This window comes from Spirosoma lacussanchae, assembly GCF_005870035.1.
In the GTDB taxonomy this organism is placed as follows: domain Bacteria; phylum Bacteroidota; class Bacteroidia; order Cytophagales; family Spirosomataceae; genus Spirosoma; species Spirosoma lacussanchae.
In genome coordinates, this window is the sequence record NZ_SWJG01000001.1 from 871,784 (window position 1) to 894,527 (window position 22,744).

Here is a 22,744-nt window from a genome sequence, read left to right on the forward strand (position 1 = left end):
TCTGTTAGTACTCTACATGAAAAAAGCTACAGTTTACCTTTCGTTGCTGCTGGCTGGGCTAATGACCAACCCAGCCAGTGCGCAAACGAAACTCGTGGAGAAAGTCACCCGGCAGGGGAAAGAGCTCCTGATCCCGTACGAAAAGTACGTGTTGCCTAACGGGCTGACGGTGGTTGTCCACGAAGACCATTCTGACCCGATTGTCCATGTCGACGTTACCTACCACGTAGGGTCGGCCCGTGAGGAGATCGGCAAGTCGGGCTTTGCGCACTTCTTCGAACACATGATGTTTCAGGGCTCCGACCACGTAGCCGATGACGAACACTTCAAGATCGTTACTGAGTCGGGCGGAACGCTCAATGGATCGACCAACCGCGACCGGACCAACTACTACGAAACCCTGCCCAGCAACCAGCTGGAACGCGCGCTCTGGCTCGAAGCCGATCGGATGGGTTTTCTGCTGGATGCCGTCACTCAGAAAAAATTCGAGATTCAGCGGGCTACCGTCAAAAACGAACGCGGCCAGAACTACGACAACCGGCCCTACGGCCTGGCCAGCGAATACGTGGCCAAAAACCTCTTTCCGTACGGCCACCCGTACTCGTGGCTGACCATTGGCTACATCGAAGACCTGAACCGGGTCGACGTTAACGATCTGAAAAACTTTTTCCTACGCTGGTACGGCCCCAACAATGCGGTACTGACGGTAGGGGGCGACGTAACCCCCAAACAGGTCGTGGCGATGGCCGAAAAATATTTCGGCTCCATTCCGCGCGGCCCTGAGGTAACCAAAACCAAGGTGCCTACGCCCGTGCTGGATAAAGACCGGTACGTTTCGTACGAGGATAACGTGCGTTTCCCGATGCTGCAGATCGTTTTCCCAACGGTGCCGAACTACCACCCCGACGAAGCCCCGCTCGACGCGCTGGCCGAGATTCTGGGCGGTGGTAAAAACTCCTTGTTCTACAAAAACCTGGTGAAGCCGCAGCTGGCAGTGCAGGCCAACGCGGGGCATCCGGCTACCGAACTGGCGGGTCAGCTGACGATGACGATCCTGCCTTTTCCCGATAAACGGCTCGATAGTACCGAAGCCATTGTTCGGCGGACACTGGCCGAGTTTGAGCGCCGGGGCGTTACCGACGATGACATTGCGCAGTTTACCGCCACCCGCGAAGCTCAGCTTATCGACGGTCTGTCGAGCGTATCGGGTAAGGTGTCGCAGCTGGCCGCTTTCCAGACCTATCTGGGAACGCCCAACTACCTGCCGCAGGAGTTCAAACGCTACCGCGAGGTAACCAAAGCCGACGTGATGCGGGTGTATAACCAGTACGTGAAAGGTAAGAATGCGGTGCTGCTGACCGTATATCCGAAAGGTAAAGCCGACATTGTGGCCAAACCCGACAACTACACGATCTCGACGGCGGGCTATCAGGCACCCGATTACGGCTACAAATCGCTGACCTATGCCAAGGCGAAAGATAGCTTCGACCGGAGCGTGAAACCCGGCCCCGGTGCTAATCCGGCCCTGAAAGTGCCGCCTTTCTGGACCGACAAATTGCCCAACGGCCTGAAAGTAATCGGAACGCGCAACGACGAAATTCCGTCCGTAACGATGCTGTTCACCATTAAAGGCGGTCACCTGCTGTCGGCCAATGATCCGTCTAAAGCGGGTATTGCGCAACTGACCGCAGCCTTAATGAACGAGGCCACCGAACGGTTCTCGAACGAAGAGCTAAACACCAAACTCGAGAAGCTGGGCGCCAGTATCGACATTCGGGCCAGCACCGAAGAAATCAACGTATCGGTCGAGTCGCTGACCAAAAATCTGGACTCGACCCTGGCGCTGGTCGAAGAAAAACTGTTCCGGCCCAAGTTTGCCGCCGACGATTTTGAGCGGCTCAAGAAACAGCAGCTGGAACTGATTGCCAATCAAAGTACCCAGCCGGTTGTCATTGCCAATAAGGCCTATAATAAGCTGCTCTACGGCGCATCCAACATCCGGTCGGTACCCGTAAGTGGTACGACCAAAACGGTGGAGGCCATTACGCTCGACGACGTAAAAGCGTATTACCAGAAGTACCTGTCGCCGTCGGTAACGAACCTGGTCATCGTGGGCGATGTCGAGCAGGCAGGGGTGATGCCCAAGCTGGCATTCCTGAACAAATGGGCGGCAAAGCCCGTCGCCATGCCGAAAACCGCCGTCAGCCGTAAAATCGACAAAACCCGGATTTACCTGATCGACAAGGAACGGGCGGCTCAGTCGGAGATTCGGGTGGGCTACCTGACCGACATGCCTTACGACGCCACGGGTGAGTATTACAAGACCACTCTGGCCAACTACATGCTCGGCGGTGCGTTCAGCAGCCGGATCAACATGAACCTGCGCGAAGATAAAGGCTGGACCTACGGGGCCCGCTCGGGCTTCTCGAGCACCAAAACGCCGGGTCCGTTTACGGCACAGGCCGGGGTGAAAGCGGCCGCTACCGACAGCTCGGTGGTTGAATTCATCAAAGAGATCACCAACTACGGCAAGACGGGCATTACCGACCAGGAGCTGACCTTCGTGAAAAGCTCGCTCGGCCAGGTCGACGCGCTGCGGTACGAGACGTCGCTCCAGAAAGCCTACTTCCTGAGCCGGATCATCGACTACGACCTGCCCCGCAACTACGTAGAGCAGCAGAGCGAGATCCTGCGTAACATTACCAAAGCGCAGATCGATGCCATTGCAAAGAAGCGGTTGCCGGTCAACAACATGATCATTACGGTGGTCGGTAATAAAGAGCTGATCAAGCCCGGTCTGGCCAAGCTCGGCTACGAACTGGTTGAACTCGACAAAGAAGGTGAACCAATCGTAACCGCTACCGCTCCGGCCAGCGCTCCCGCCAAAATGGGATCATCGACTCCGCCAGCCGACAAAAAGAAAGGTAACTAAGTAAACGAATACCTTTACTCCCGCGAGGCTTCCGCTCCTGATGAACGGCCAGCCTCGCGGGATTTGTATTTTGATATGTATGCCCGTATTGATATCCCGGCATGAATGCCAATGAATCCGATTCGTATTGAAATCCCGGCATGAATGCCGGGCCTATTCATAGATCGTCCCCGGTTCGGATCCTTTCCCCGGCGATCTATGAATTGCATCGGCATTCATGCCGATGACCCTGTTTCCCCACCCGTATTTATATCCCGGCATAAATGCCGGGCCTATTCATGATTCGTCCCCGGTCCGGATCCTTTCCCGGGCGACCCATGAATAGCATCGGCATTTATGCCGATGAATCCTTAACCCAGCAAGGCCAGGGCTTCTTCGTTGCCCTGCTGAATGGCCAGGTCGCGTGCCGTATGGCCGCGGACGTCGCGGATGGTGGTATCGGCACCCGCGTCGAGCAAAAGCTTTACCAGCGCATTGCGGCCAAACATCGTGGCAAACATCAGCGCGGTACCCTGGTTGCTGTTCTGTAGGTTCAGATCGGCACCACCCGCTATCAGCAGTTGAGCAATGTTAGCGTAGCCTTTGAAGCTTACGCCCATCAGCGCCGTGTTGCCGCTCACGTCCTGTATGTTGGGGTCGGCCCCGGCCTTGAGCAGAAGCTGGGTAGCCTCGACCTGTCCGTCGTAGGCCGCAATGGTCAGGGGTGTAAAGCCTTTGCCATTCTGCTGGTTAACATCGAAGCCCGCGTCGATCTGTTCGCTCAGGTAAGCCACATCACCCCGGCGGGCGGCATCGAAGAATAGATCTTCGGGTTGGTTGGATGCAAATGTCATCATAACGATTACTGTCTTGGTTTAGCCCGTTCGTACTGCACGGGCCAGGGCATATCGTCGCCCAGAGAATGGGCGGCATGAAGTGGAAAATAAGGATCGCGCAGAAACTCGCGGGCCAGTAAAATCAGATCCGCCTGTTCGCTGGCCAGAATGGATTCGGCCTGCTCAGGGGAGGTAATCAGGCCCACGGCGCCGGTCGGTATACCCGACTCGTTCCGGACCCGATCAGCAAACGACACCTGATAGCCCGGCCCGGTCGGAATCGATGCGCGCGGCACGTTACCACCCGTTGAGCAGTCGATCAGGTCAACATCGTGTTGTTTCAGTACGGTCGCCAGCGCTACCGAATCGTCGGGTGTCCAGCCGCCCTCGGTCCAGTCGGTTGCCGAGATACGAACCAGCAGCGGCAGCTCAGTCGGCCAGACCGCCCGAACGCGCCCAATCACCTCAATCAACAGGCGAATCCGGTTCTCGAACGAGCCGCCGTAATGGTCGGTTCGCCGGTTGCTCAGTGGCGACAGAAACTGATGAAGCAGATAGCCGTGGGCCGCGTGCACTTCAACGACCTGAAAACCCGCCCTGAGCGCCCGCTCGGTAGCGGCCTGAAAGTCGGACAGCACGGTTTCGATACCGGCGGCATCGAGGGCCGTCGGTTCGGGTTCGCCGTGGTTGAATGGAAGGGCGCTGGGCGCTACGGTCTGCCAGCCGCGTGGCTCCGTGGGGGCAATGGCCGTACCGCCGTCCCAGGGTCGGCGATGGCTGGCTTTCCGACCGGCATGGGCCAGTTGAATACCGGCTACTGCACCCTGCTGGCTGATGAAGCGGGTGATCCGTTGCAGGGCAGGTATATGGTCGTCGGACCAGATGCCGAGATCGTCGGGACTGATGCGGCCTTCGGGCGATATGGCAGCGGCCTCGGTAATGATCAGACCCGCTCCGCCAACGGCCCGGCTGCCGAGGTGTACCAGGTGCCAGTCGTCGGCAAACCCGTCGACGCTCGAGTACTGGCACATAGGCGAGACAACAATCCGGTTCCGGAGCCGGATGCTGCGGAGTTGCAGGGGAGAAAGGAGAATAGACATACGTACGCAACGCAAGTTGGCGAGCCCTGGTTTAGCCAAACCCCCAATTTCACCGGAATACCAGGACTTTCGCCGAATAACACGACTCATGCGGGCTGATCGTTAGCCCGTGTCTGTCTTGGCTGCGCGTCGTGGGCAATCAGCTCCGCCTAAAGCCGTATGGAGGTTGTTTGCGTAACTTGTACACGCCGGATATGAATGAATCTACTGGTATCTTTGCCGTGTCTGTACCAGAAGCCGTTGCCAGCAACAACCAGGTCTTGTGCGGCTCAATGAAGAACGTTCATGAGAATCCTTTTAGTTGAAGACGAGGAGCGGGTGGTTTCGTTTATCCGCAAAGGCATATCGGCCGAGGGCTACGACGTCGACGTGGCCTACGACGGGCGTACCGGCCTGTCGCTCTTTCGCAAGGATAGTTACGACATCATTATCCTGGACGTTAACCTGCCGCAGATCAACGGGTTTGAACTGTGTCGGCTGATCCGGACCGAAAACGAGGCCGTACCGGTACTGATGCTGACTGCGCTGGATAGCCTGGCCGATAAAGCCGATGGGTTCAACGCCGGAGCTGATGACTATCTGGCCAAACCATTCGAGTTTCAGGAGCTGCTGCTGCGGCTCAGGGCGCTAACCCGCCGAAATGGCCCCAAACCCAAGCAGGTGCTCCGGCTGGCCGACCTCGAACTGAACCTGGATACTAAAACCGTTACGCGCGCCGGCAAGCGGATTGACCTGACCACCCGCGAATACGCCCTGATGGAGTACCTGATGCTCAACAAAGGAAAGATCATTTCGCGGGTCGATATCAGCGAGCGCGTCTGGAATCTGAATTTTGATAGCAACACCAACGTTATCGATGTGTACATCAGTTATCTGCGGAAGAAGATAGACAAAGATTTTTCGCCCCGCCTACTGCATACTATTGTGGGTATGGGCTATGTTCTCCGCGAAGACTGATGGCGGCCGACAGGTGCTGACAAGTATGCCGTAATACAGACCTGCCCATTGCGCAACTACCTCCATGCTCATCCGGAACCGACTGACGATCAGCTTTACCCTACTGGCCACCGCCATCCAGATTACCCTGTCGTTGCTGGTCTGGTACTTTTATTCGCTGTACCGGCAGGAGGAGTTTTACAATAAGCTGGAAGGAAAGGCGCGGGTAACGGGCCGGGTGCTGATTTCGCGTCGGCATCTGCACGACGACTTCTTTGAGAATATGGTGCGCACCGACCTGCTGACCATCGTAGACGAGCAGCTCAGCATTTACGACAGCCAGCGGAATCTGGTATTTACCAACCGGAACCTGAAAGAATCGGACTACTACAAGGGCCAGATTGACCAGTTGACCGCCAACGTCCCCTTCGAATTCAAGAGTGGTCGGCTGGAGTCTATCCTGATTCCGTACCGGGACCGGGGGCAGCTGTTCTATATTTTTGCGTCGGGCTACGACCGGATCGGTTTTGACAAGCTGGGTACGCTGCAACAGATTCTGATGCTGGCCAACCTGCTGGGGTTTGCGCTGATCGTGCTGGCGGGCTGGTATTTTTCGGGCCGGGTGCTGAAACCTATCTCCCAGATCGTGGACGAAGTGGAGCAGATTACCGCCACACACCTCCACAAACGCGTACAGGAAGGCAACCGGCGCGACGAAATCGCTCAGCTCGCCATGACCTTTAATCAGATGCTGTTCCGGCTCGAAGATGCGTTTGTATCGCAGCGCAGCTTCGTTTCGCACGCGTCGCACGAACTACGAACTCCGCTTACCAACACCCTGGGTACGCTGGAAACCTCCCTCCGCTACGACCAGAATCCCGACGATTGGCGCGACAGCATGGAAGTAGCCGTTGACGAACTCAAAAAACTCATCCTGCTGACCAATGGACTATTGGGCCTGGCCAAGGTGACCGACGGAACAGTGGCCCTAACGCCTGTTCAGGTAGACGACTGCCTGCTGACGGCCATCGGCCAGGTGCAGACCAAGTATCCGGGCCGCAGCCTGCCGCTTCGATTCACCACCGCCGACGAAGCCTCGATGACTGTAAAAGGCAATGCTACGCTGCTGACAACGGCTTTTCTGAACGTACTGGACAACGCCTGTAAGTACTCCGGCGAAGCCGTTTCGGTGCAGTTGCAGTCGCTGAACGAAGAAATTGTCGTGACCGTAACCGACCAGGGGCGGGGCATCGCCGAAACCGACACGGCCCATATCCTGGACCCCTTGTACCGCGGCAAAAACGTAGAAGGCGTACCTGGCTATGGCATTGGGCTGGCCGTAACCCAAAAAATTATGGAGCTGCACCAGGGTACTATTCAGATCAGCTCCCGTGTCAACGAAGGTACCTCGGTTACCATTCGTCTGCCGGCCCAGGCATAGGATGCCTTAGTTGTTCAGCTGTATGTCGCTGTCGCATTGTTAATGAATTTAGTCGGAGACCAGTTGTAATTCAATTTATTATCTGAAAAACGTTCGAGTTGCCTGCCAAACAGACTGCGTTTGTAGCTTACCGGTAGAGACAACCAGCACACTACGTTAGTTTTGTTGATTTGACTTTATGTATCAAAAAATATAATTATTTATAGTGCAGATAGCTGGCTGGAGCTTTACAATAACTACCCATTATACTATTCTAATATCTTCTAATTTCCCTCTCACACCGTTCTAATGTGGTGGTGTTTGCTTTGTGTCAACCTAACACGGACACGAGTCATGCAGCGTCGGCATTCTCCATCGATTTTGCTTTACAGCTTCGGGTTAGCACTGGCTCTTTCGCTGGTGTTCAACGGTTTTTTGCTGCATGAAAAAAGCCGCCCGCCACGGCTGGCCGATTATGATGCGGGCAGCGCCGTACATCCCGTCGATTTGCTGGTCTGGCAGCAGCAGCTGTCAGACTGCAAACGCGCTAATGAGCACAAAGACAGCCTGATTCACCAGCTAGAGCAAGCGCCCAACGCTCCTCCGCAGCAGATGGTCAGCGCCCGGCGCCAATCGTCAGACTAGCGTTCTTAGCCGAGAATAACTCCCCATACACCCCTATCCAAAACGTTTCGTGTAAACCATACAACCTGTATGAAAAAAATCCTGATGCTTGTGAGCCTGTCTGCCGTTTGGTGCTGCACAGGTTGTACGAAAGAAGAAGAAAAGAAGGAGGAAGCGGTCAGGTATCAGGTTACCAGTCCGCTGGTGAGCGATACGACGATCACCAAAGAGTACGTATCGCAGATACAGGCCATCCGCCACATTGAGATGCGGGCGCAGCAGCGGGGCTATATTCAGAACATTTTCGTTGACGAAGGGCAGTATGTGCACCAGGGACAGATGATGTTTCAGATTATGCCCAAGTTGTACGAGGCCGAGCTGCAGAAGGCCCAGGCCGAGGCCAACTTTGCCAACATCGAATACCAGAACACCAAAAAACTGGCCGACAATAAAATCGTGGCGCCCAACGAACTGTCCATGGCCAATGCCAAACTGGACAAGGCCAAAGCAGAGGTGTCGCTGGCCCAGACGCACCTGGGGTTCACGAAAATCAAAGCGCCCTTTTCGGGCATAATGGACCACTTCCACGTACGGCAGGGTAGCCTGGTCGATGAAGGCGACTTGCTGACGACGCTATCGGACAATAGCCGGATGTGGGTCTATTTCAACGTGCCGGAGGCCGAATACCTCGACTACCGGACCAAAGCGCAGTCGGGCGATCTGACGAACGTGCACCTGCTGATGGCCAACAACCAGTTGTTCCCGTTCTCGGGTAAAGTCGAAACCATTGAGGCCGACTTCAACAACGAAACCGGCAACATTGCGTTCCGGGCCACCTTCCCCAATCCGAAAGGGCTGTTGCGACATGGCGAGACGGGTACGGTACAGATGACCCTGCCGCTGAAGCACGCCCTCATTATTCCGCAGAAAGCCACCTTCGAAGTGCTCGAAAAGAAGTATGTCTACGTGGTCGACAAAGACAACGTGATCCGGTCGCGTGAAATCACCGTAGCCGCCGAGATGCCGCACATTTTTGTGGTTCGGTCGGGTCTGACGAAAAACGACAAAATCCTGCTGGAAGGCTTGCGTCAGGTAAAAGAGAACGAGAAGATACAATACAAATTCGAGCAGCCTGCCGCTGTTATCGCTCATTTGAGCCTGTACGCCGAATAAGAGAATGCACCCTGTGAAAGACACGACGGTTGGTCGCTATCGGCTGATTGATAGCGATTTGCGGATCTGTTGTGTCCTGTTCATTATTTAGTAGTCATTCAAACCAGGATATGTTTAGCAAATTCATTCGCCGGCCCGTATTCGCCATTGTGATATCGGTCATGATCGTCTTCATCGGCGTACTGGCTATCAAAAAACTGCCGATCTCCCAATTTCCGGATATCGCCCCAACAACCGTAAACATCTTTATTGCCTATCCCGGCGCCAGTGCCGATGTGCTGGTGAAATCGACGCTGATTACCCTGGAGCAGGCCATCAACGGGGTGCAGGATATGCGGTACATCGCTACCGATGCAACCAGCGCCGGTGAGGCCACGCTCCGGATCATTTTTGAGCCGGGTACGGACCCGAACGATGCCGTTATCCGGGTTAAGACCCGGGTTGACCAGGTGATGCCGCTGCTGCCCGAACTGGTTCAGCGGGAGGGGGTCATCATTACGCCCATCCAGCCCAGCATGCTGATGTACGTCAACCTCTACTCGAAGGATAAGAGCATCGACGAAAAATTCCTGTTCAACTACGCTACCGTTAAGATGATCCCTGAAATTCAGCGGACAAAAGGGGTAGCCAGGGCGCAGATTCTGGGAAGCCGGCGGTACGCCATGCGCGTCTGGCTGAACCCCGAGCGGATGCGGGCCTACAACATCTCTACCGAAGAAGTGATGAAGGCCCTGGGCGAACAGAGCATCATTGGCCGGCCCGGCCGGATTGGTCAAAGCTCGGGTATAGCGGCTCAGTCACTCGAATACGTACTTACCTACAAAGGGCGATACAACAAACCCGAGGAGTATGAGGGTATCATTATCCGCGCCAACTCGGCCGGTGAAAGTATACACCTGCGCGACATAGCCCGGGTTGAGCTGGGTAGCGAATTCTTCGACATCTACTCCAACCTGGATGGGCATGCGTCGGCTGCTATCGTGTTGCGGCAGAACTACGGTAGTAACGCCAGCGACGTGATCGAAGAAGTAAAAGCCAAACTCGAAGTCATGAAGGCCTCCTTTCCGCCGGGGGTAGATTATAAGATCAGCTATGACGTATCGCAGTTTCTGGACGCGTCTATCGAGCAGGTTATCGATACCCTGCGCGATGCTTTCCTGCTGGTGGCCCTGGTCGTATTCATCTTCCTGGGCGACTGGCGGTCGACGCTGATACCGATCCTGGCGGTTCCGGTGTCGCTGATCGGGGCGTTCTTCGTCATTCAGGCGTTCGGGCTTTCTATCAACCTGATTACGCTGTTTGCGCTGGTATTGGCCATCGGTATTGTGGTCGATGACGCCATTGTGGTGGTCGAGGCTGTACACGCCAAAATGGAAGAAGAGCCGCACCTGTCGCCGTTCGGGGCAGTCAGAAAAGTGCTGGGCGAGATCAGCGGGGCTATTATTGCCATTACGCTGGTGATGGTATCGGTATTCCTGCCCATCTCGTTCATGACGGGGCCGGTCGGTACGTTTTACCGGCAGTTCTCGATCACCATGGCCAGCTCTATTGTGATTTCGGCGCTGATTGCTCTGACGCTGACGCCCGTGCTGTGCGCTATGCTGCTCAAGAACCACCATGGGCATACCCGCCGGAAAAATCCGCTGACCCGCGCGCTCGACAGCTTCAACCGCGGGTTCGATAAACTCACCGGACGTTACGTAGGCCTGCTGCGACTCATCGTTAGCCGTCGGTTTGTTACGTTCGCCATTCTGGCGGCTTTCTGTCTGGGCATTGCTTACGAGAACCAGATTCTGCCAGCAGGCTTTATCCCGAACGAAGACCAGAGCACGATCTACGCCATTATCCAGACGCCCCCGGGTTCTACCCTGGAAAAGACCAACCAGGTGTCGAGAAAGCTGCAGGAGATTTGTGAAGAGGTGCCAGGTATCGAGTCGATCTCGTCGCTGGCTGGTTACGAGATCATGACCGAAGGGCGGGGCTCCAACGCAGGTACCTGTCTGATCAACCTCAAACCCTGGTCAGAGCGCCAGCACAACGTGAAGGAGATCATGGAAGAGCTGGAAGAGAAGTCGAAAAACCTGGGCGCTACCGTCGAGTTTTTCGAACCACCCGCTATTCCTGGCTTCGGTACGTCGGGTGGTTTTTCGATGCGCCTGCTGGATAAGAACACCGACACGGACTACAGCGAATTCGATAAAATCAATAAGCAGTTCATGGAGGATCTGGGTAAGCGCAAAGAGCTGGCGGGCCTGTTTACCTTCTTCGCGGCTAACTACCCGCAGTATGAGCTGGAGATCGATAACAACCTGGCCATGCAGAAAGGCGTATCGATCGGCAAAGCGATGGACAACCTGAATATATTAATCGGTAGTACCTACGAGCAGGGCTTTATCAAGTTCAACCAGTTTTTCAAGGTCTACGTGCAGTCCGATCCGAGCTTCCGGCGGCTCCCGTCCGATCTGCTGAAGCTTTTCGTGAAAAACGACGAAGGCGAGATGGTGCCTTATTCGGCCTTCATGAAGCTGAAAAAAGGGCAGGGGCCAAACGAGATCACCCGGTTCAACCTCTATAACTCGGCCGCCATTCAGGGCCTGCCGGCCAAAGGCTACACCACCGCCGAAGCGATACAGGCTATTCGGGAGGTGGCGGCCAAAACGCTGCCGAAAGGCTACGACATCGCGTTCGAAGGTCTTTCCTACGATGAGTCGATCCGGGGTAACGAGTCGCTGTATGTGTTCCTGATCGTACTGGCTTTTGTGTACATGGTGCTGGCCGCGCAGTACGAAAGCTTCATCATTCCGCTAGCCGTTGTGTTTTCGCTGCCCGTCGGCATATTCGGCTCGTTCCTGGTGCTGAAGGTGATGGGGCTGGAGAACAACATCTACGCCCAGATTGGGTTGATCATGCTGGTCGGGCTGCTGGGTAAAAACGCCGTACTGATCGTCGAATTTGCGGTGCAGAAGCGGCAACAGGGCGAAACGATCCTGAACGCGGCCATCGAAGGAGCCAAAGTACGGTTCCGCCCTATTCTGATGACCTCGTTTGCCTTCGTAGCCGGGCTGATTCCGCTGATTACGGCCTCCGGTGCAGGGGCTATCGGTAACCGGACCATCGGGGCGTCGGCGCTGGGGGGTATGTTGTTCGGAACCATGTTTGGGGTCATCATCATCCCGGGTCTGTACTACATATTCGGTCATCTGGCCGACGGCCGGAAGATGATCAGGGATGAAGAACATGATCCGCTGACCGAAAATCTGGTGCATCAGCTCGATGCGTTTCCTGTAACCGAAGACAATCCTGACCATGTATAAAATACGCCTGCCTATCTACCTGGTAGTGGCCTGCCTGTCGGTAGCGTTTACTGCCTGCAAGACGCCTGCTCTGGTAACCAGAACCGAAAACCGCACCGTTCCGGTGAGTTACCAAACCTCACAGGACTCGACCAACACGGCCCGGCTGCGGTGGCGCGAATTTTTTACCGATCCCAATCTGGTATCCCTGATCGATACGGCCCTGGCCAACAACCAGGAGTTGAACATCACCCTGCAGGAGATTCAGATTACCCAGAACGAAATCCGGGCCCGGCAGGGCGAATACCTGCCTTTTGTGGGGCTGCGGGGTGGAGCAGGTGTCGATAAAGTGGGTCGCTACACGCTGCTGGGCGCAACGGAGGCTACGACGGAGATCAAGCCGGGCAAAGAAATTCCGGACCCGCTGCCCAACTTCATGGTGGGAGCCGTGGCTACCTGGGAGGTGGATATATGGCATAAGCTGCGCAATGCGAAAAAGGCGGCTGTGAACCGGTACCTGGCCAGCGTTGAAGGCCGAAACTTTACGATCACGAACCTGATCGCCGAAATAGCCACGTCGTACTACGAACTCATGGCGCTGGATAATCAGCTGGCCATTGTCCGGCAGAACATGGAGATTCAAAATAACGCGCTGAAGACCGTCCGGCTGCAGAAAGAAGCGACCCGGGTTACCGAGTTGGCCGTGCGCCGATTCGAAGCGCAGGTGCTGAACACCCAGAACCTGCAGTATGGCCTTCAGCAGCGGATCGTGGAAACGGAGAACCGGATCAACTTTCTGGTTGGTCGGTACCCGCGGCCCGTGGTGCGCAACTCGGCAATGTTCAACGACCTGGTTCCCGACAGCATACGGGTCGGCATTCCGTCGCAGCTGCTGGAAAACCGGCCCGATGTTCGGCGGGCCGAGCAGGAGCTGGCCGCCAGTAAACTGGATGTTCAGGTGGCCAAAGCCCGTTTTTATCCATCGCTGGGTATTTCGGCCGGTATCGGCTACCAGGCTTTCAACCCGGCTTACCTGCTAAAGACGCCCGAGTCGATAATCATGTCGCTGGCGGGAGATCTGGCCGCTCCGCTGATCAACAAAAACGCGATTGTTGCTACCTATAACAGCGCAAACGCACGGCAGATCCAGGCGGTTTACAACTACGAACGAACCGTGCTGAACGCGTATATCGAGGTGGCCAACCAGCTTTCGAACATCAGCAACCTGGAGAAGAGCTACGGGGTGAAGTCGAAGGAGGTACAGGCACTTACCCAATCGATCGATATTTCAACTACGCTCTTCAACTCAGCCCGAGCCGATTATATGGAAGTGCTGCTGACCCAGCGCGATGCGGTACAGGCCCGGTTCGAACTCGTTGAGACCAAGATGCAGCAGATGAATGCCATGGTAACTATTTACCGGGCATTGGGCGGGGGCTGGAAGTAAATGCTCTCTATCGGCTGGCCCGGGCGGTGGTTCTGTACGAATCAGCGCCCGGGTCATTGGCGTATAGGCCGGTCCGGTATCAGCCCGGGCCGGTCATCGATTCGGCTACAACTACCATAAATCCGGCTACGTTTGCGGGGGGAATCCGGCGGACCTTTGTCCTGACCAAAACCAAGCAACGCTATGATTTTAGTAACCGGAGCCACCGGCCAGCTGGGTACTGCCGTTATTCAGCAGTTACAGCAACTCGTACCGGCAAGCCAGCTTTCTGCCCTGGTGCGAGACGAAAAGAAAGCCGCCCATCTGCTCGAACAGGGTGTAACGATACGCCGGGGGATTACGACGATACGGAGGCCCTCGACCGCGCTATGACCGGTATAGAAACCGTACTCCTGATTGCGGGCACCGACGAGCAAAACCGGGTTCGCCAGCACCAGCATGTGGTAGATGCCGCCAGAAAAGCCGGGGTTCGGCGAGTTGCCTACACGAGTCGGGCCCTGAAAGAGCCGGCTACGCTGGTCAACCAGCTGATGAACGGCCATTTTCAGACCGAAGACTATATCAAAGCCAGTGGGCTAGCCTACACCCTGTTTCAGAACGTGCTCTATATGGACGCTCTGCCGCAATTTTTGGGTGGTGATGCTGTGTTCGAGCGCGGTATTTATGTTCCAGCCGGGGCGGGCCGGGTTGCGTTTGCCCTTCGAAGCGAGATGGGTGAAGCCATTGCCAATGCGCTGGCCAGACGCACCGACGGTAACATGACTTACCTGCTGACGGGGAGCGAATCCTACTCGTTTTATGATGTAGCCGAAACTCTTTCCGATCTGTCGGATAAGGTGGTAACTTACACGCCGGCAGATCCAGCCACGTTTGAAACGCAGCTGATCGGGCGGGGGCTGAGCGAGGTGGTAGCCCGCCGAATCACCGGGTTTATCACAGATATTGCCCATGGGCAGGAAGACCGTATCAGCCCGGATTTGGAGACGCTGCTGGGCCGTACGCCCACCCCCCTCCACGAAGGAATAAAGGGATTGTATAACCTGTAAGACGCTGGGCCGGGATTTGCTGCTGTGAAGCCTGGCCCAGCGTTAATTGACTTATGACAACCGGGACACTTCATCGCATCGATACCCTATCTGCCTACCATCAGTTTGCCGGTTTGCCCAAACCAGAGCATCCACTCATCAGCGTGGTCCGGTTTGATGATATCAGACCGCGACAGATCGATAAGCCAAAAGCTATTGTTAACAATTTTTATTCGATCGCGCTGAAACGGAATTTCAACGGCCAACTGAAATACGGCCAGCAGCCGTATGATTTCGACGATGGCGTAATGGTGTTTCTGGCCCCCGGTCAGGTTCTTGCCGTTACGACCGATGAACCCGCCGAGCACACCGGCTGGCTGCTGATGATTCACCCCGACTCTCTGTGGCGTACTCCGCTGGCCAAAACCATTCGGCAACACGCTTATTTCGATTATTCTATCCGGGAGGCTCTGTTTCTGTCGGAGAAGGAAGAAGCCGTGGTTGTCAACATCATCCGGCAAATTCAGCAGGAGTATCAGGCTCCGATCGATGCCTTCAGCCAGAACATCATCATGGCTCAGCTTGAGGTGCTGCTTAACTACGCGGACCGGTTCTACCAGCGGCAGTTCATTACCCGCCGGATCACCAACCACCACATCCTGGACCGGTTTGAGGCAACCCTGGCGGCTTATCTGGACAGCGACGAATTGCTCAGATCGGGTTTGCCTACGGTGGCCTACATGGCCAATCAGCTCAATCTGTCACCCTCATACCTGAGCAGTTTGCTGAAGTCGCTGACGGGGCAGGCTCCCCAGCAGCATATTCATAACAAGTTGATCGAAAAGGCGAAGGAGTTATTGTCGACTACCGATTTGTCGGTCAGTGAAATCGCCTATGGACTAGGGTTTGAACACCCCCAGTCGTTCAGCAAACTGTTCAGAAACAAGACCCGGTCGTCTCCGCTGGCCTTCCGCCAATCATTCAATTAACCCATTGGCCAGTCTGGCTTGGTGCCTGTCGGGTAAACAAGCCCGGGTAATCGACTACGAGCCCGGCACCATCAACGGTAATCGTTGCCTCAAAATCGTTGGGTACATTCTCGTACTGGTAAGTAGTGGCCGAGCGTCGGGTATAACGCTGATGAACGGCCGCGGTTTGCTGAGCCAGCACATCGATATAAACAACGTGAATACGCTGAGTCTGTCCGTCAGCCAGCCGGAGCCTGTTGATTGGTAAGGTGTTGGTAAAGGGCGTCAACGAGATGTCGACATCCGTACACCCCCGGTAGGCCGTCATCTCTTCGTCATTCGCCAGCCAGTTCCCGCTTTCATCGCGACGAAGGTGTAGGTGTCTGGTTTGGGTATTCAGCAGCGTCAGGAGCTGGCAGTCTGTCGTTTGCCAGTAGGCATCGGTTCTGATCGTGTAGTCTACGCGATACGGACCGAGGTCGGCAAGACCTACAACCACCGAATGGATCTCAAACCCGGTAGCGCTGGCCGTGATCAGGCAGTGTTCCAGTGACTGATGTTCCAGGCCTGCCCAGAGGAGGGTTGTCTGCATAGTCGTGACGGAATAGGAGTGGTCGATGCGTTTCGTCTACAGCCTTAGTCAGCTCTTGATTCCTTAACAAATCTGCCGGGCAACTGTTAAGCCCCGTCTCCAATACCGGTTATGGCCTTCACGGATCTGGTAGTAGCAGAGCGCTGAACTACCGGACCCGCATTGGTGTATATGCCCATTCTTACGTAAATACATGGGTTGATACGTAGGAATACTTGACTACAAGAATCCGTATTAACCGCCATCAGGACAAGGTTTTATGCGCTTGTGGGGCTGTGGGCGGCTGCGGTACCTTTGCCCCGGACATACTAAACCAAAACTGCCCGTGAAAACCTTTTCGAACTCAGTCATCAGTTTACTTATCCTGGCTGCGGTGCTGACTGCCTGCGAGCCCACTGCCAACGTGGGTAAAAATGGCAAATCGCTCGACGTAGACGCCCTGGCCAACGACATTGAAGCGCGTATCAAACCCGACGTGATGGGGTACCAGATCGTGGTCTTTGCCGACGGCTCGCTGCGGGCTTCCCGCGCCGGAGGCAATGCCCGCCGGGCCGCCGACGCGCCCGAACGCAAGATGGATGTAGGTGACAAAATCAACGTGGCCAGCGTCAGCAAAACCGTTACGGCCGCGGCTTTGCTGCACGCGCTCAACGCCAAAAATATCAACATCGACTCAACGATGTGGGCTTACCTGCCCAAACACTGGCCACTGCACAAGAGCATCAAAACCATCACTTTCCGCCAGTTACTGGCCATGCGCAGTGGCTTCCCGAAAAACGTGGCTTCAGACTATGCCTCGCTGAAAGCGGCTATGGTCGTTGGGGCAACTTCGCCCCGGCTGACGTTCAACTATCAGAACATGAACTTCGCGCTCATGCGGTTCCTGATTCCCAACATAGCCGGTAGCTCTTCCATCACGCCCATGCCAGCCAATGCATCGGCTCAGAAAATCAGCGAGGTCGAGCAGAAGCAAGCGCAGGAGTATACCGATGCGTACATGAACTACTGCCAGCTCAACGTCTTCGATAAAATCGGGATAGCCCCCAACATGGCCTGTAAACCCACCGATGCCAACCCGGCGCTGTGCTACAAATGGGCCGCTCCTGACGGAAAGGGTACCGACTGGGGCGATATGACCCTGACCAATGCCGAGCGCGGCTGGAACATGTCGGCCCTGCAGATGGCAACCTTCATGAATGCCCTGCATCATACCTACAAGATTCTGCCCAAGTCGGTGGCCGATGCCATGCGCCGGGATACGCTGGGGTACGACAACGCAAACATACTGACCAACACGGGGGTCAAATACGTCAAGAAGAACGGAGGCTACCCAGCCTCCAGCAACTCGGGCGAAGTGGGCGCGTGGCTGTTTGGTTTCGAGAACGAGGTTTATGTGGCGGTGCTGGTCAACTCTGATCCCAAAGCGGGCACGAGCGTATGGACCGACGTTGTAGCGGCTTTCGACGCGTGGTACAACTAGTTCAGCGAAACGGCCTGATCCGGGTCATTATCGGGGCCTTTCCAGCCGGAAAACCGGATACCGATTGACCGTTTTCTCGAAATAGGGCGTCTGTTTATAGATGAACGAGAGCTGCGCGTCGGCATTTTCGGCGAAGGCTTTGTCAGCCGCTCGCTTGTCGGCCAGTTTCTGGCGGAGAGCCGGATCGTTCCGGAGCAGCTCGGCGGCTGTGTCCTCAAAAATATAGTCGGAGAAATATTCTTTCTGGTCGAGGATGCTGTCGAAGAAGTTCCAGACAAAGAACGAATCCTGAGCCTGGGGTTCCAGCGTCTCGATCAGATACCGGTTGGCCGGCTGATTGGTCGGGATGATGTAATCGCCCCTGTAGAACGAAAGGCGCTGCGTTTCGGTCCTGACCTTCACGCCCGAGTGCAGGTAATGGCCCTCATACGGGCGTGGACTGGTGCGGTAGTCGTCGAGGTAGTAGGCCGAAACGGTGATTAGGGTATCGTTGGTGAGCCGTTTCATCTGCACCCCGTTCCGTTTCAGCAGCGCCACGATGTCGGACCAGGCCTGCGGAATCAGGTAGGCCTGGGGTTTGGTCAGCTCCAGATCGGCTACGAAGGTGTTCTGGTACGGAATCCGTTTGGTAAAGGGTTTGCTGCGGTCATAATACAGTCGCTGGAGACCCGATACCTCGCTGGGCTTGTACCCCGCTTCATAACCCAGAAAGGTAATCGTATCGGTCTTATTGCGGTCGAGCCGGTAGTTGAGCGCAAAGGTCGTCTGCTGGCTGACGGCGGCATCGGCGCGTCGTTTGTTGGCCAGAATCTGACGGGCGTCGCGTTCGCACAGGCGCAGAACGGCTTCATCGAAGGCATAGCTACCCTTTACCCGCGCCGGATAGTCTTTCCACATATGGGTTTCGAGGGTGAAGCCGAAGCAGTTGAACAGAGCCGCATAGCCCGTTGAGTAGCGTGGTGAGTCGTTGTAGCCCAGCAGGCCGCTCTCGGGCGTATCCCTGGGGTGGTTCACGTAAGGGGCGGGGGGGAATCCTTGCGCCGTCAGGACCTTGTCCAGATCGGGCTGAAAGGTCTGCGTCATGTACCCCGATAGAGCCGGGTGAAGCTTATCTTTCTGGGTAGAGAAATAGGTGACCACGTGCTGGTAGTCAGCGCCGTTGCTGGTGTGGTTGTCGATCAGCACCTGGGGCTTCAGCTGCTGAAACAGGGCCTGGAACGAGCGGGTGTTTTCGGCATCGGCCTTGATGAAATCGCGGTTGAGGTTCAGGTTTCGCGCGTTGCCCCGAAAGCCATACGTCTCCGGCCCGTTCTGGTTTACCCGCGACACCCCCCGGTTCAGACAGCCGCCAACGTTCAGCACCGGCACAATGGCCAGCAGGACATTTTTGGGCAGTTTGTTGGTCAGCAGCAGGTCGCGCGCCATCATCATACAGGCGTCGATTCCCTCCGGTTCGCCGGGGTGAATGCCGTTGTTGATCAGCAGGGTGACGCGATCGGGCCGGGCGGTAAAACCTTTGTCAGCCGCGAGCAGAAACACGTGCAGCGGCTGACCCACGTCGGTTTTCCCCACGTCCATTAGTTTGGCCTGATCGAACTGCCGATCGAGCCGCCGGTAGTACTCGATGATCTCGGCATAGGTTGCCGTTTGTCGACCCTGGCTCCGTTCGTAGGGGGTTACCAGGTCGGGCCGGGTCTGAGCAAGAGCGGCTGTGGTCAGCAGGAGGAAGAGCAGACAGACAGAGATTTTCATGGCAGGTTGTAATAGACGCCCCTAAGTTACCGGGAAATGGTGACCCAACCGGCGGTCGGGAGCGTGATGAGCACCTATGCAAAATGGTCTCTTATCTTTGTGTCATGAATAATCCGTCTATCTCGCCTGCCACCGAAGGCGATGTCGTAACCCTGAATCAACTGGTTAACAGCGCCTACCGGGGCGACAGCTCGCGCCGGGGCTGGACCACCGAAGCCGATCTGCTCGGTGGCATCCGTACTGATGAAGAGTCGTTAAAAGCCATGCTCAGAAACCCGCTGGCTACCATCCTGACCTACCGCATGGCCGACCAGCTGCTGGGGTGCGTATATCTGGAGAAAAAAGGAGATAGCCTCTATCTGGGTATGCTGACTGTATCGCCCGATGCGCAGGCTGGTGGTATCGGTAAGCAGCTCATGGCGGCTGCTGAAGAGGTGGCCCGGGACTGGTACTGCACCACCATCACCATGACCGTTATTCCACAGCGTACGGAGCTCGTAGCCTGGTACGAACGGCGAGGGTACAGCGCCACGGGCGAGACCAAGCCGTTTCCGATGGATGACCCGCGGTTCGGTATGCCCAAAGTGCCGCTGTCGTTTATCGTACTGGAAAAACCTGTTTTGAGTTAAAGCCGGTAGCTGGTATAAGCCTTCAGAGGCCCGGTTCAGCCAATCCGGTCCGACAGAACCCACGTAGTTCTGCCGGGCCGGGTCGTACTGGTATCGAACAACTTTCTTAGCGGGGCATTTCATTGGACTGCGTCAGTAAACCCCCTACAACCAGACTGGTTGCACCCATAGCCAGAAAGGCATTCCGGGCGCGCGTGTTGCGCGAGAAACCGAACAGCCAGGGGGCGGCCGTTGCCAGAGCACCACTCATGACGTCGAGGGTCAGGTGGGTTTTGAACGGAATGGCTTTCACCAGTCCCCACTCGGCGCGGGTGAACAGAGTGGCGGCCAGCACACCACCTCCCAGCAGTCGGCATAAGGTCGTAGCGGTCTGGTTGTCGGAGAATCCGAGGGTCTCGGGGGCGGTGGCTACCAGGGGGGCATAGGTGTAGTCGGCCAGGCCGTGTTGCTGTCTCGAAATAGGCTTGTTCATGTTGTCGCTGAGTTAGTGATAACGATTTAACGGCTAACAGTGGGCGGGGGTTGGTTCAACTGCGGTTTCGGTCCTTTTGCCTATTTTTCGGTCCTGATCCTCCTGTCTGATGAACGCTAAACAAATCTTTCTGCTGCTGTCGATGCTGACAGCCTCCGTCGTGGCCAACGCCCAGTCGATCGAGCCAACGCTGACCAAGATGGGTATAACCCTGGCTCCGCCCACCCAGCCGATGGCCAACTACGTCAAAGCCGTCCGCACCGGCAATCTGGTTTTTCTGGCCGGCCATGTCTCCACAACAACCGGCAAACTAGGTGTCGATTTGAGTATAGAGCAGGGCTACGAAGCCGCCCGGCAGGCTACGATCGCGCTGCTGTCGAGTCTGAAAGCTGAACTGGGAAATCTCGATCGGGTCCGGCGGATTGTGAAGGTGACGGGCTTCGTCAATTCCTCGCCCGACTTTGGCGATCAGCCCAAGGTAATCAACGGCTGTTCGGATCTGCTCGTAGCTGCCTTCGGTGATAAGGGTAAACACGCCCGGTCGGCAGTGGGTATGGCCGCCCTACCCTCCAACTACGCCGTCGAGATCGAAATGGTCGTGGAGGTAGAGTAGAGGGGTTGTGGAGCGAGCGTGATGCCCCGATATAACGTCATGCCACCACGCCTGCTATCGTCTGTTATTGCTGTTACTCACTGCTCAGCCCCCCGGATTCGAAAGAGGCCGCCTTCGAGCCGTTCGTCGACCCGGAGCTGGCAGGCCAGCCGACTGTCCGAGTCGGCATCGGGTAAGGTGTCGAGCATGTCGAGTTCAGCGTCCTGAGCGGGAGCCAGGGCATCGAGGCCGTTCAGGACCTGTACGTGGCAGGTAGCGCAGAGAGCCAGCCCGCCACAGGTAGCCAGGATGTTGTACTCAGAGGCTTTCAGCACTTCCATCAGGCTCAGGTTGATGCCTTCCGGAATCTCCAGCGTCTGCCGCGTGCCGTCGCGGTCTTCTACAGTGAATTGAATCATAACGGTATGGGTAACAGCTCTGTCTGACCTTCGACAAGCCAAAGGTCAGACAGGCCGAATTAAAAGGCCGGAACGCCATTAACGGTTGTGTACTTGAAACTGAGCTTTTGTTCAGGGTGTACGTATTTGAACGCACTCTGGCACATCAGCGCGGCCTCGTGAAATCCACACAGAATCAGCTTCAGCTTGCCCGGATAGGTATTGATATCGCCGATGGCGTAGATGCGTTCCACATTGGTCGAGTAGTCGGTGGTGTCGACGTTGATAGCCGATTTGTCGATACTCAGTCCCCAGTCGGCAATCGGGCCGAGCTTGGGTGTCAGGCCGAACAGCGGAATCAGGTTATCGGCTTCCAGGGTTCGCACCGTCTTGTCTTTGGCCGTGATGTTGACTTCCTGCAGGTGGCCGTTACCGGTAATGCTCGTAATCGTTGACTGCAACACAAGGTTGATCTTACCCTGCTGCGCCAGTTCGAATACTTTTTCGGCCGAGTCGGGCGCTCCCCGAAACGTGTCGCTGCGGTGGACTAACGTTACTTCTTTGGCTACATTGGCCAGGAAGATGGTCCAGTCGAGGGCCGAGTCGCCACCACCGGCCAGTACCACCCGTCGGTCGCGGAGTTGCTCGGGGTTTTTGACCATGTAGGCCACGCCTTTTCCTTCAAACTGTTCGAGGTTTTCAATCTCGGGTTTACGGGGCTCAAAACAGCCCAGTCCACCCGCAATGACTACCACCTGGCAGTGAACGGCGGTACCATCGTTGGTCGTGATAATAAACGACTCGTCGGGCTGGCGTTCGAGCGAATCGACGCGTTCGCCGAGGGTGAACGTCGGGTGAAACGGCTCGATCTGCTCCATCAGGTTATCGACCAGATCCTGCGCGTTGATGGCCGGGTAGCCGGGAATGTCGTAGATCGGTTTGTGCGGGTAAATCTCGGAAAGCTGGCCACCTACCTGCGGCAGGGCGTCGATGAGGTGGCAGCGCATTTTCAGCAAACCCGCTTCAAATACGGCAAACAGACCAACGGGGCCTGCGCCAATAATGCATATATCAGTCGTAATCATTGTTGGTACGA

Annotated in this window: 18 protein-coding genes and 1 pseudogene; 12 read left to right on the forward strand and 7 right to left on the reverse strand. The window is 56.0% G+C overall.

What is annotated here, in order from left to right; all coding sequences use genetic code 11:
* Positions 1-16 precede the first annotated feature (16 nt).
* Positions 17-2,932 (forward strand): M16 family metallopeptidase, encoded by a 2,916-nt coding sequence (locus FBR45_RS03625; protein ID WP_138499413.1) that lies wholly within the window; start codon positions 17-19, stop codon positions 2,930-2,932.
* Positions 2,933-3,282: 350 nt separating this feature from the next.
* On the opposite strand, the gene FBR45_RS03630 is transcribed toward FBR45_RS03625, so the two are convergent.
* Both FBR45_RS03630 and FBR45_RS03635 read right to left on the reverse strand, forming a co-directional pair.
* Positions 3,283-3,765: an ankyrin repeat domain-containing protein gene (locus FBR45_RS03630; RefSeq protein ID WP_138501905.1), complete on the reverse strand. Its 483-nt coding sequence runs from the start codon at positions 3,763-3,765 to the stop codon at positions 3,283-3,285.
* Between the two features lie 8 nt (positions 3,766-3,773).
* Entirely contained in the window at positions 3,774-4,847 is a 1,074-nt protein-coding gene (locus FBR45_RS03635; protein WP_138499415.1) for an NADH:flavin oxidoreductase/NADH oxidase, read from the reverse strand.
* A gap of 285 nt (positions 4,848-5,132) precedes the next feature.
* Here FBR45_RS03635 and FBR45_RS03640 point away from each other — a divergent pair, with 285 nt between their 5' ends.
* The 8 genes and pseudogenes from FBR45_RS03640 to FBR45_RS03675 all read left to right on the forward strand — a co-directional run bounded on the left by FBR45_RS03640 (position 5,133) and on the right by FBR45_RS03675 (position 15,754).
* Positions 5,133-5,804, forward strand: coding sequence for a response regulator (locus FBR45_RS03640; RefSeq protein ID WP_138499417.1), 672 nt, complete (start codon positions 5,133-5,135; stop codon positions 5,802-5,804).
* Between the two features lie 64 nt (positions 5,805-5,868).
* The gene (locus FBR45_RS03645; protein ID WP_138499419.1) at positions 5,869-7,224 is read left to right on the forward strand and encodes a sensor histidine kinase; all 1,356 of its coding nucleotides are present in this window, start codon (positions 5,869-5,871) and stop codon (positions 7,222-7,224) included.
* Positions 7,225-7,557: 333 nt separating this feature from the next.
* A complete protein-coding gene (locus tag FBR45_RS03650) occupies positions 7,558-7,848 on the forward strand; it encodes a hypothetical protein (RefSeq protein ID WP_138499421.1) in 291 nt (96 codons plus the stop codon).
* 69 nt (positions 7,849-7,917) lie between these two features.
* Complete coding sequence (locus tag FBR45_RS03655; protein WP_138499423.1) at positions 7,918-9,000, forward strand: efflux RND transporter periplasmic adaptor subunit; 1,083 nt, start codon at positions 7,918-7,920, stop codon at positions 8,998-9,000.
* Positions 9,001-9,110: 110 nt separating this feature from the next.
* Positions 9,111-12,314, forward strand: coding sequence for an efflux RND transporter permease subunit (locus FBR45_RS03660; RefSeq protein WP_138499425.1), 3,204 nt, complete (start codon positions 9,111-9,113; stop codon positions 12,312-12,314).
* Positions 12,307-13,740, forward strand: a complete 1,434-nt coding sequence (locus FBR45_RS03665) for a TolC family protein (RefSeq protein WP_138499427.1) — start codon at positions 12,307-12,309, stop codon at positions 13,738-13,740. The genes FBR45_RS03660 and FBR45_RS03665 overlap by 8 nt, the downstream gene beginning before the upstream one ends.
* A gap of 183 nt (positions 13,741-13,923) precedes the next feature.
* Positions 13,924-14,786, forward strand: a pseudogene (locus FBR45_RS03670) (SDR family oxidoreductase).
* 53 nt (positions 14,787-14,839) lie between these two features.
* Positions 14,840-15,754 carry a helix-turn-helix domain-containing protein gene (locus tag FBR45_RS03675; RefSeq protein WP_138499429.1) on the forward strand — a complete coding sequence of 305 codons (915 nt, stop codon included), beginning with the start codon at positions 14,840-14,842 and terminating at the stop codon, positions 15,752-15,754.
* Here the strand turns inward: FBR45_RS03675 and FBR45_RS03680 are convergent.
* Positions 15,747-16,325: a putative glycolipid-binding domain-containing protein gene (locus tag FBR45_RS03680; RefSeq protein ID WP_138499431.1), complete on the reverse strand. Its 579-nt coding sequence runs from the start codon at positions 16,323-16,325 to the stop codon at positions 15,747-15,749. The genes FBR45_RS03675 and FBR45_RS03680 overlap by 8 nt on opposite strands.
* A 325-nt stretch (positions 16,326-16,650) precedes the next feature.
* On the opposite strand from FBR45_RS03680, the gene FBR45_RS03685 reads away from it, so the two are divergent.
* Positions 16,651-17,805 carry a serine hydrolase domain-containing protein gene (locus tag FBR45_RS03685; protein ID WP_171044825.1) on the forward strand — a complete coding sequence of 385 codons (1,155 nt, stop codon included), beginning with the start codon at positions 16,651-16,653 and terminating at the stop codon, positions 17,803-17,805.
* A 27-nt stretch (positions 17,806-17,832) separates the two neighbouring features.
* On the opposite strand, the gene FBR45_RS03690 is transcribed toward FBR45_RS03685, so the two are convergent.
* Positions 17,833-19,557, reverse strand: a complete 1,725-nt coding sequence (locus tag FBR45_RS03690) for a M14 family metallopeptidase (RefSeq protein WP_138499435.1) — start codon at positions 19,555-19,557, stop codon at positions 17,833-17,835.
* Between the two features lie 104 nt (positions 19,558-19,661).
* Between FBR45_RS03690 and FBR45_RS03695 the strand changes: the two genes are divergently transcribed.
* The gene (locus FBR45_RS03695) at positions 19,662-20,186 is read left to right on the forward strand and encodes a GNAT family N-acetyltransferase (protein ID WP_138499437.1); all 525 of its coding nucleotides are present in this window, start codon (positions 19,662-19,664) and stop codon (positions 20,184-20,186) included.
* Between the two features lie 106 nt (positions 20,187-20,292).
* Here FBR45_RS03695 and FBR45_RS03700 read toward each other — a convergent pair whose 3' ends face one another.
* Positions 20,293-20,658, reverse strand: coding sequence for an SPW repeat domain-containing protein (locus FBR45_RS03700; RefSeq protein ID WP_138499438.1), 366 nt, complete (start codon positions 20,656-20,658; stop codon positions 20,293-20,295).
* 109 nt (positions 20,659-20,767) lie between these two features.
* On the opposite strand from FBR45_RS03700, the gene FBR45_RS03705 reads away from it, so the two are divergent.
* Complete coding sequence (locus FBR45_RS03705; protein ID WP_138499440.1) at positions 20,768-21,271, forward strand: RidA family protein; 504 nt, start codon at positions 20,768-20,770, stop codon at positions 21,269-21,271.
* A gap of 77 nt (positions 21,272-21,348) precedes the next feature.
* On the opposite strand, the gene FBR45_RS03710 is transcribed toward FBR45_RS03705, so the two are convergent.
* Together FBR45_RS03710 and FBR45_RS03715 are read right to left on the reverse strand one after the other, a co-directional pair.
* Complete coding sequence (locus FBR45_RS03710) at positions 21,349-21,669, reverse strand: 2Fe-2S iron-sulfur cluster-binding protein (protein ID WP_138499442.1); 321 nt, start codon at positions 21,667-21,669, stop codon at positions 21,349-21,351.
* Between the two features lie 59 nt (positions 21,670-21,728).
* The gene (locus FBR45_RS03715) at positions 21,729-22,733 is read right to left on the reverse strand and encodes an NAD(P)/FAD-dependent oxidoreductase (protein ID WP_138499444.1); all 1,005 of its coding nucleotides are present in this window, start codon (positions 22,731-22,733) and stop codon (positions 21,729-21,731) included.
* Positions 22,734-22,744 lie beyond the last annotated feature (11 nt).

Coding starts and splice junctions, on each gene's coding strand:
- FBR45_RS03705 (WP_138499440.1), top strand. CDS start 20,768: ATGAACGCTAAACAAATCTTTCTGCTGCTGTCGATGCTGACAGCCTCC.
- FBR45_RS03650 (WP_138499421.1), top strand. CDS start 7,558: ATGCAGCGTCGGCATTCTCCATCGATTTTGCTTTACAGCTTCGGGTTA.
- FBR45_RS03645 (WP_138499419.1), top strand. CDS start 5,869: ATGCTCATCCGGAACCGACTGACGATCAGCTTTACCCTACTGGCCACC.
- FBR45_RS03695 (WP_138499437.1), top strand. CDS start 19,662: ATGAATAATCCGTCTATCTCGCCTGCCACCGAAGGCGATGTCGTAACC.
- FBR45_RS03665 (WP_138499427.1), top strand. CDS start 12,307: ATGTATAAAATACGCCTGCCTATCTACCTGGTAGTGGCCTGCCTGTCG.
- FBR45_RS03630 (WP_138501905.1), bottom strand. CDS start 3,765: ATGACATTTGCATCCAACCAACCCGAAGATCTATTCTTCGATGCCGCC.
- FBR45_RS03715 (WP_138499444.1), bottom strand. CDS start 22,733: ATGATTACGACTGATATATGCATTATTGGCGCAGGCCCCGTTGGTCTG.
- FBR45_RS03625 (WP_138499413.1), top strand. CDS start 17: ATGAAAAAAGCTACAGTTTACCTTTCGTTGCTGCTGGCTGGGCTAATG.
- FBR45_RS03690 (WP_138499435.1), bottom strand. CDS start 19,557: ATGAAAATCTCTGTCTGTCTGCTCTTCCTCCTGCTGACCACAGCCGCT.
- FBR45_RS03675 (WP_138499429.1), top strand. CDS start 14,840: ATGACAACCGGGACACTTCATCGCATCGATACCCTATCTGCCTACCAT.
- FBR45_RS03700 (WP_138499438.1), bottom strand. CDS start 20,658: ATGAACAAGCCTATTTCGAGACAGCAACACGGCCTGGCCGACTACACC.
- FBR45_RS03660 (WP_138499425.1), top strand. CDS start 9,111: ATGTTTAGCAAATTCATTCGCCGGCCCGTATTCGCCATTGTGATATCG.
- FBR45_RS03640 (WP_138499417.1), top strand. CDS start 5,133: ATGAGAATCCTTTTAGTTGAAGACGAGGAGCGGGTGGTTTCGTTTATC.
- FBR45_RS03710 (WP_138499442.1), bottom strand. CDS start 21,669: ATGATTCAATTCACTGTAGAAGACCGCGACGGCACGCGGCAGACGCTG.
- FBR45_RS03635 (WP_138499415.1), bottom strand. CDS start 4,847: ATGTCTATTCTCCTTTCTCCCCTGCAACTCCGCAGCATCCGGCTCCGG.
- FBR45_RS03655 (WP_138499423.1), top strand. CDS start 7,918: ATGAAAAAAATCCTGATGCTTGTGAGCCTGTCTGCCGTTTGGTGCTGC.
- FBR45_RS03680 (WP_138499431.1), bottom strand. CDS start 16,325: ATGCAGACAACCCTCCTCTGGGCAGGCCTGGAACATCAGTCACTGGAA.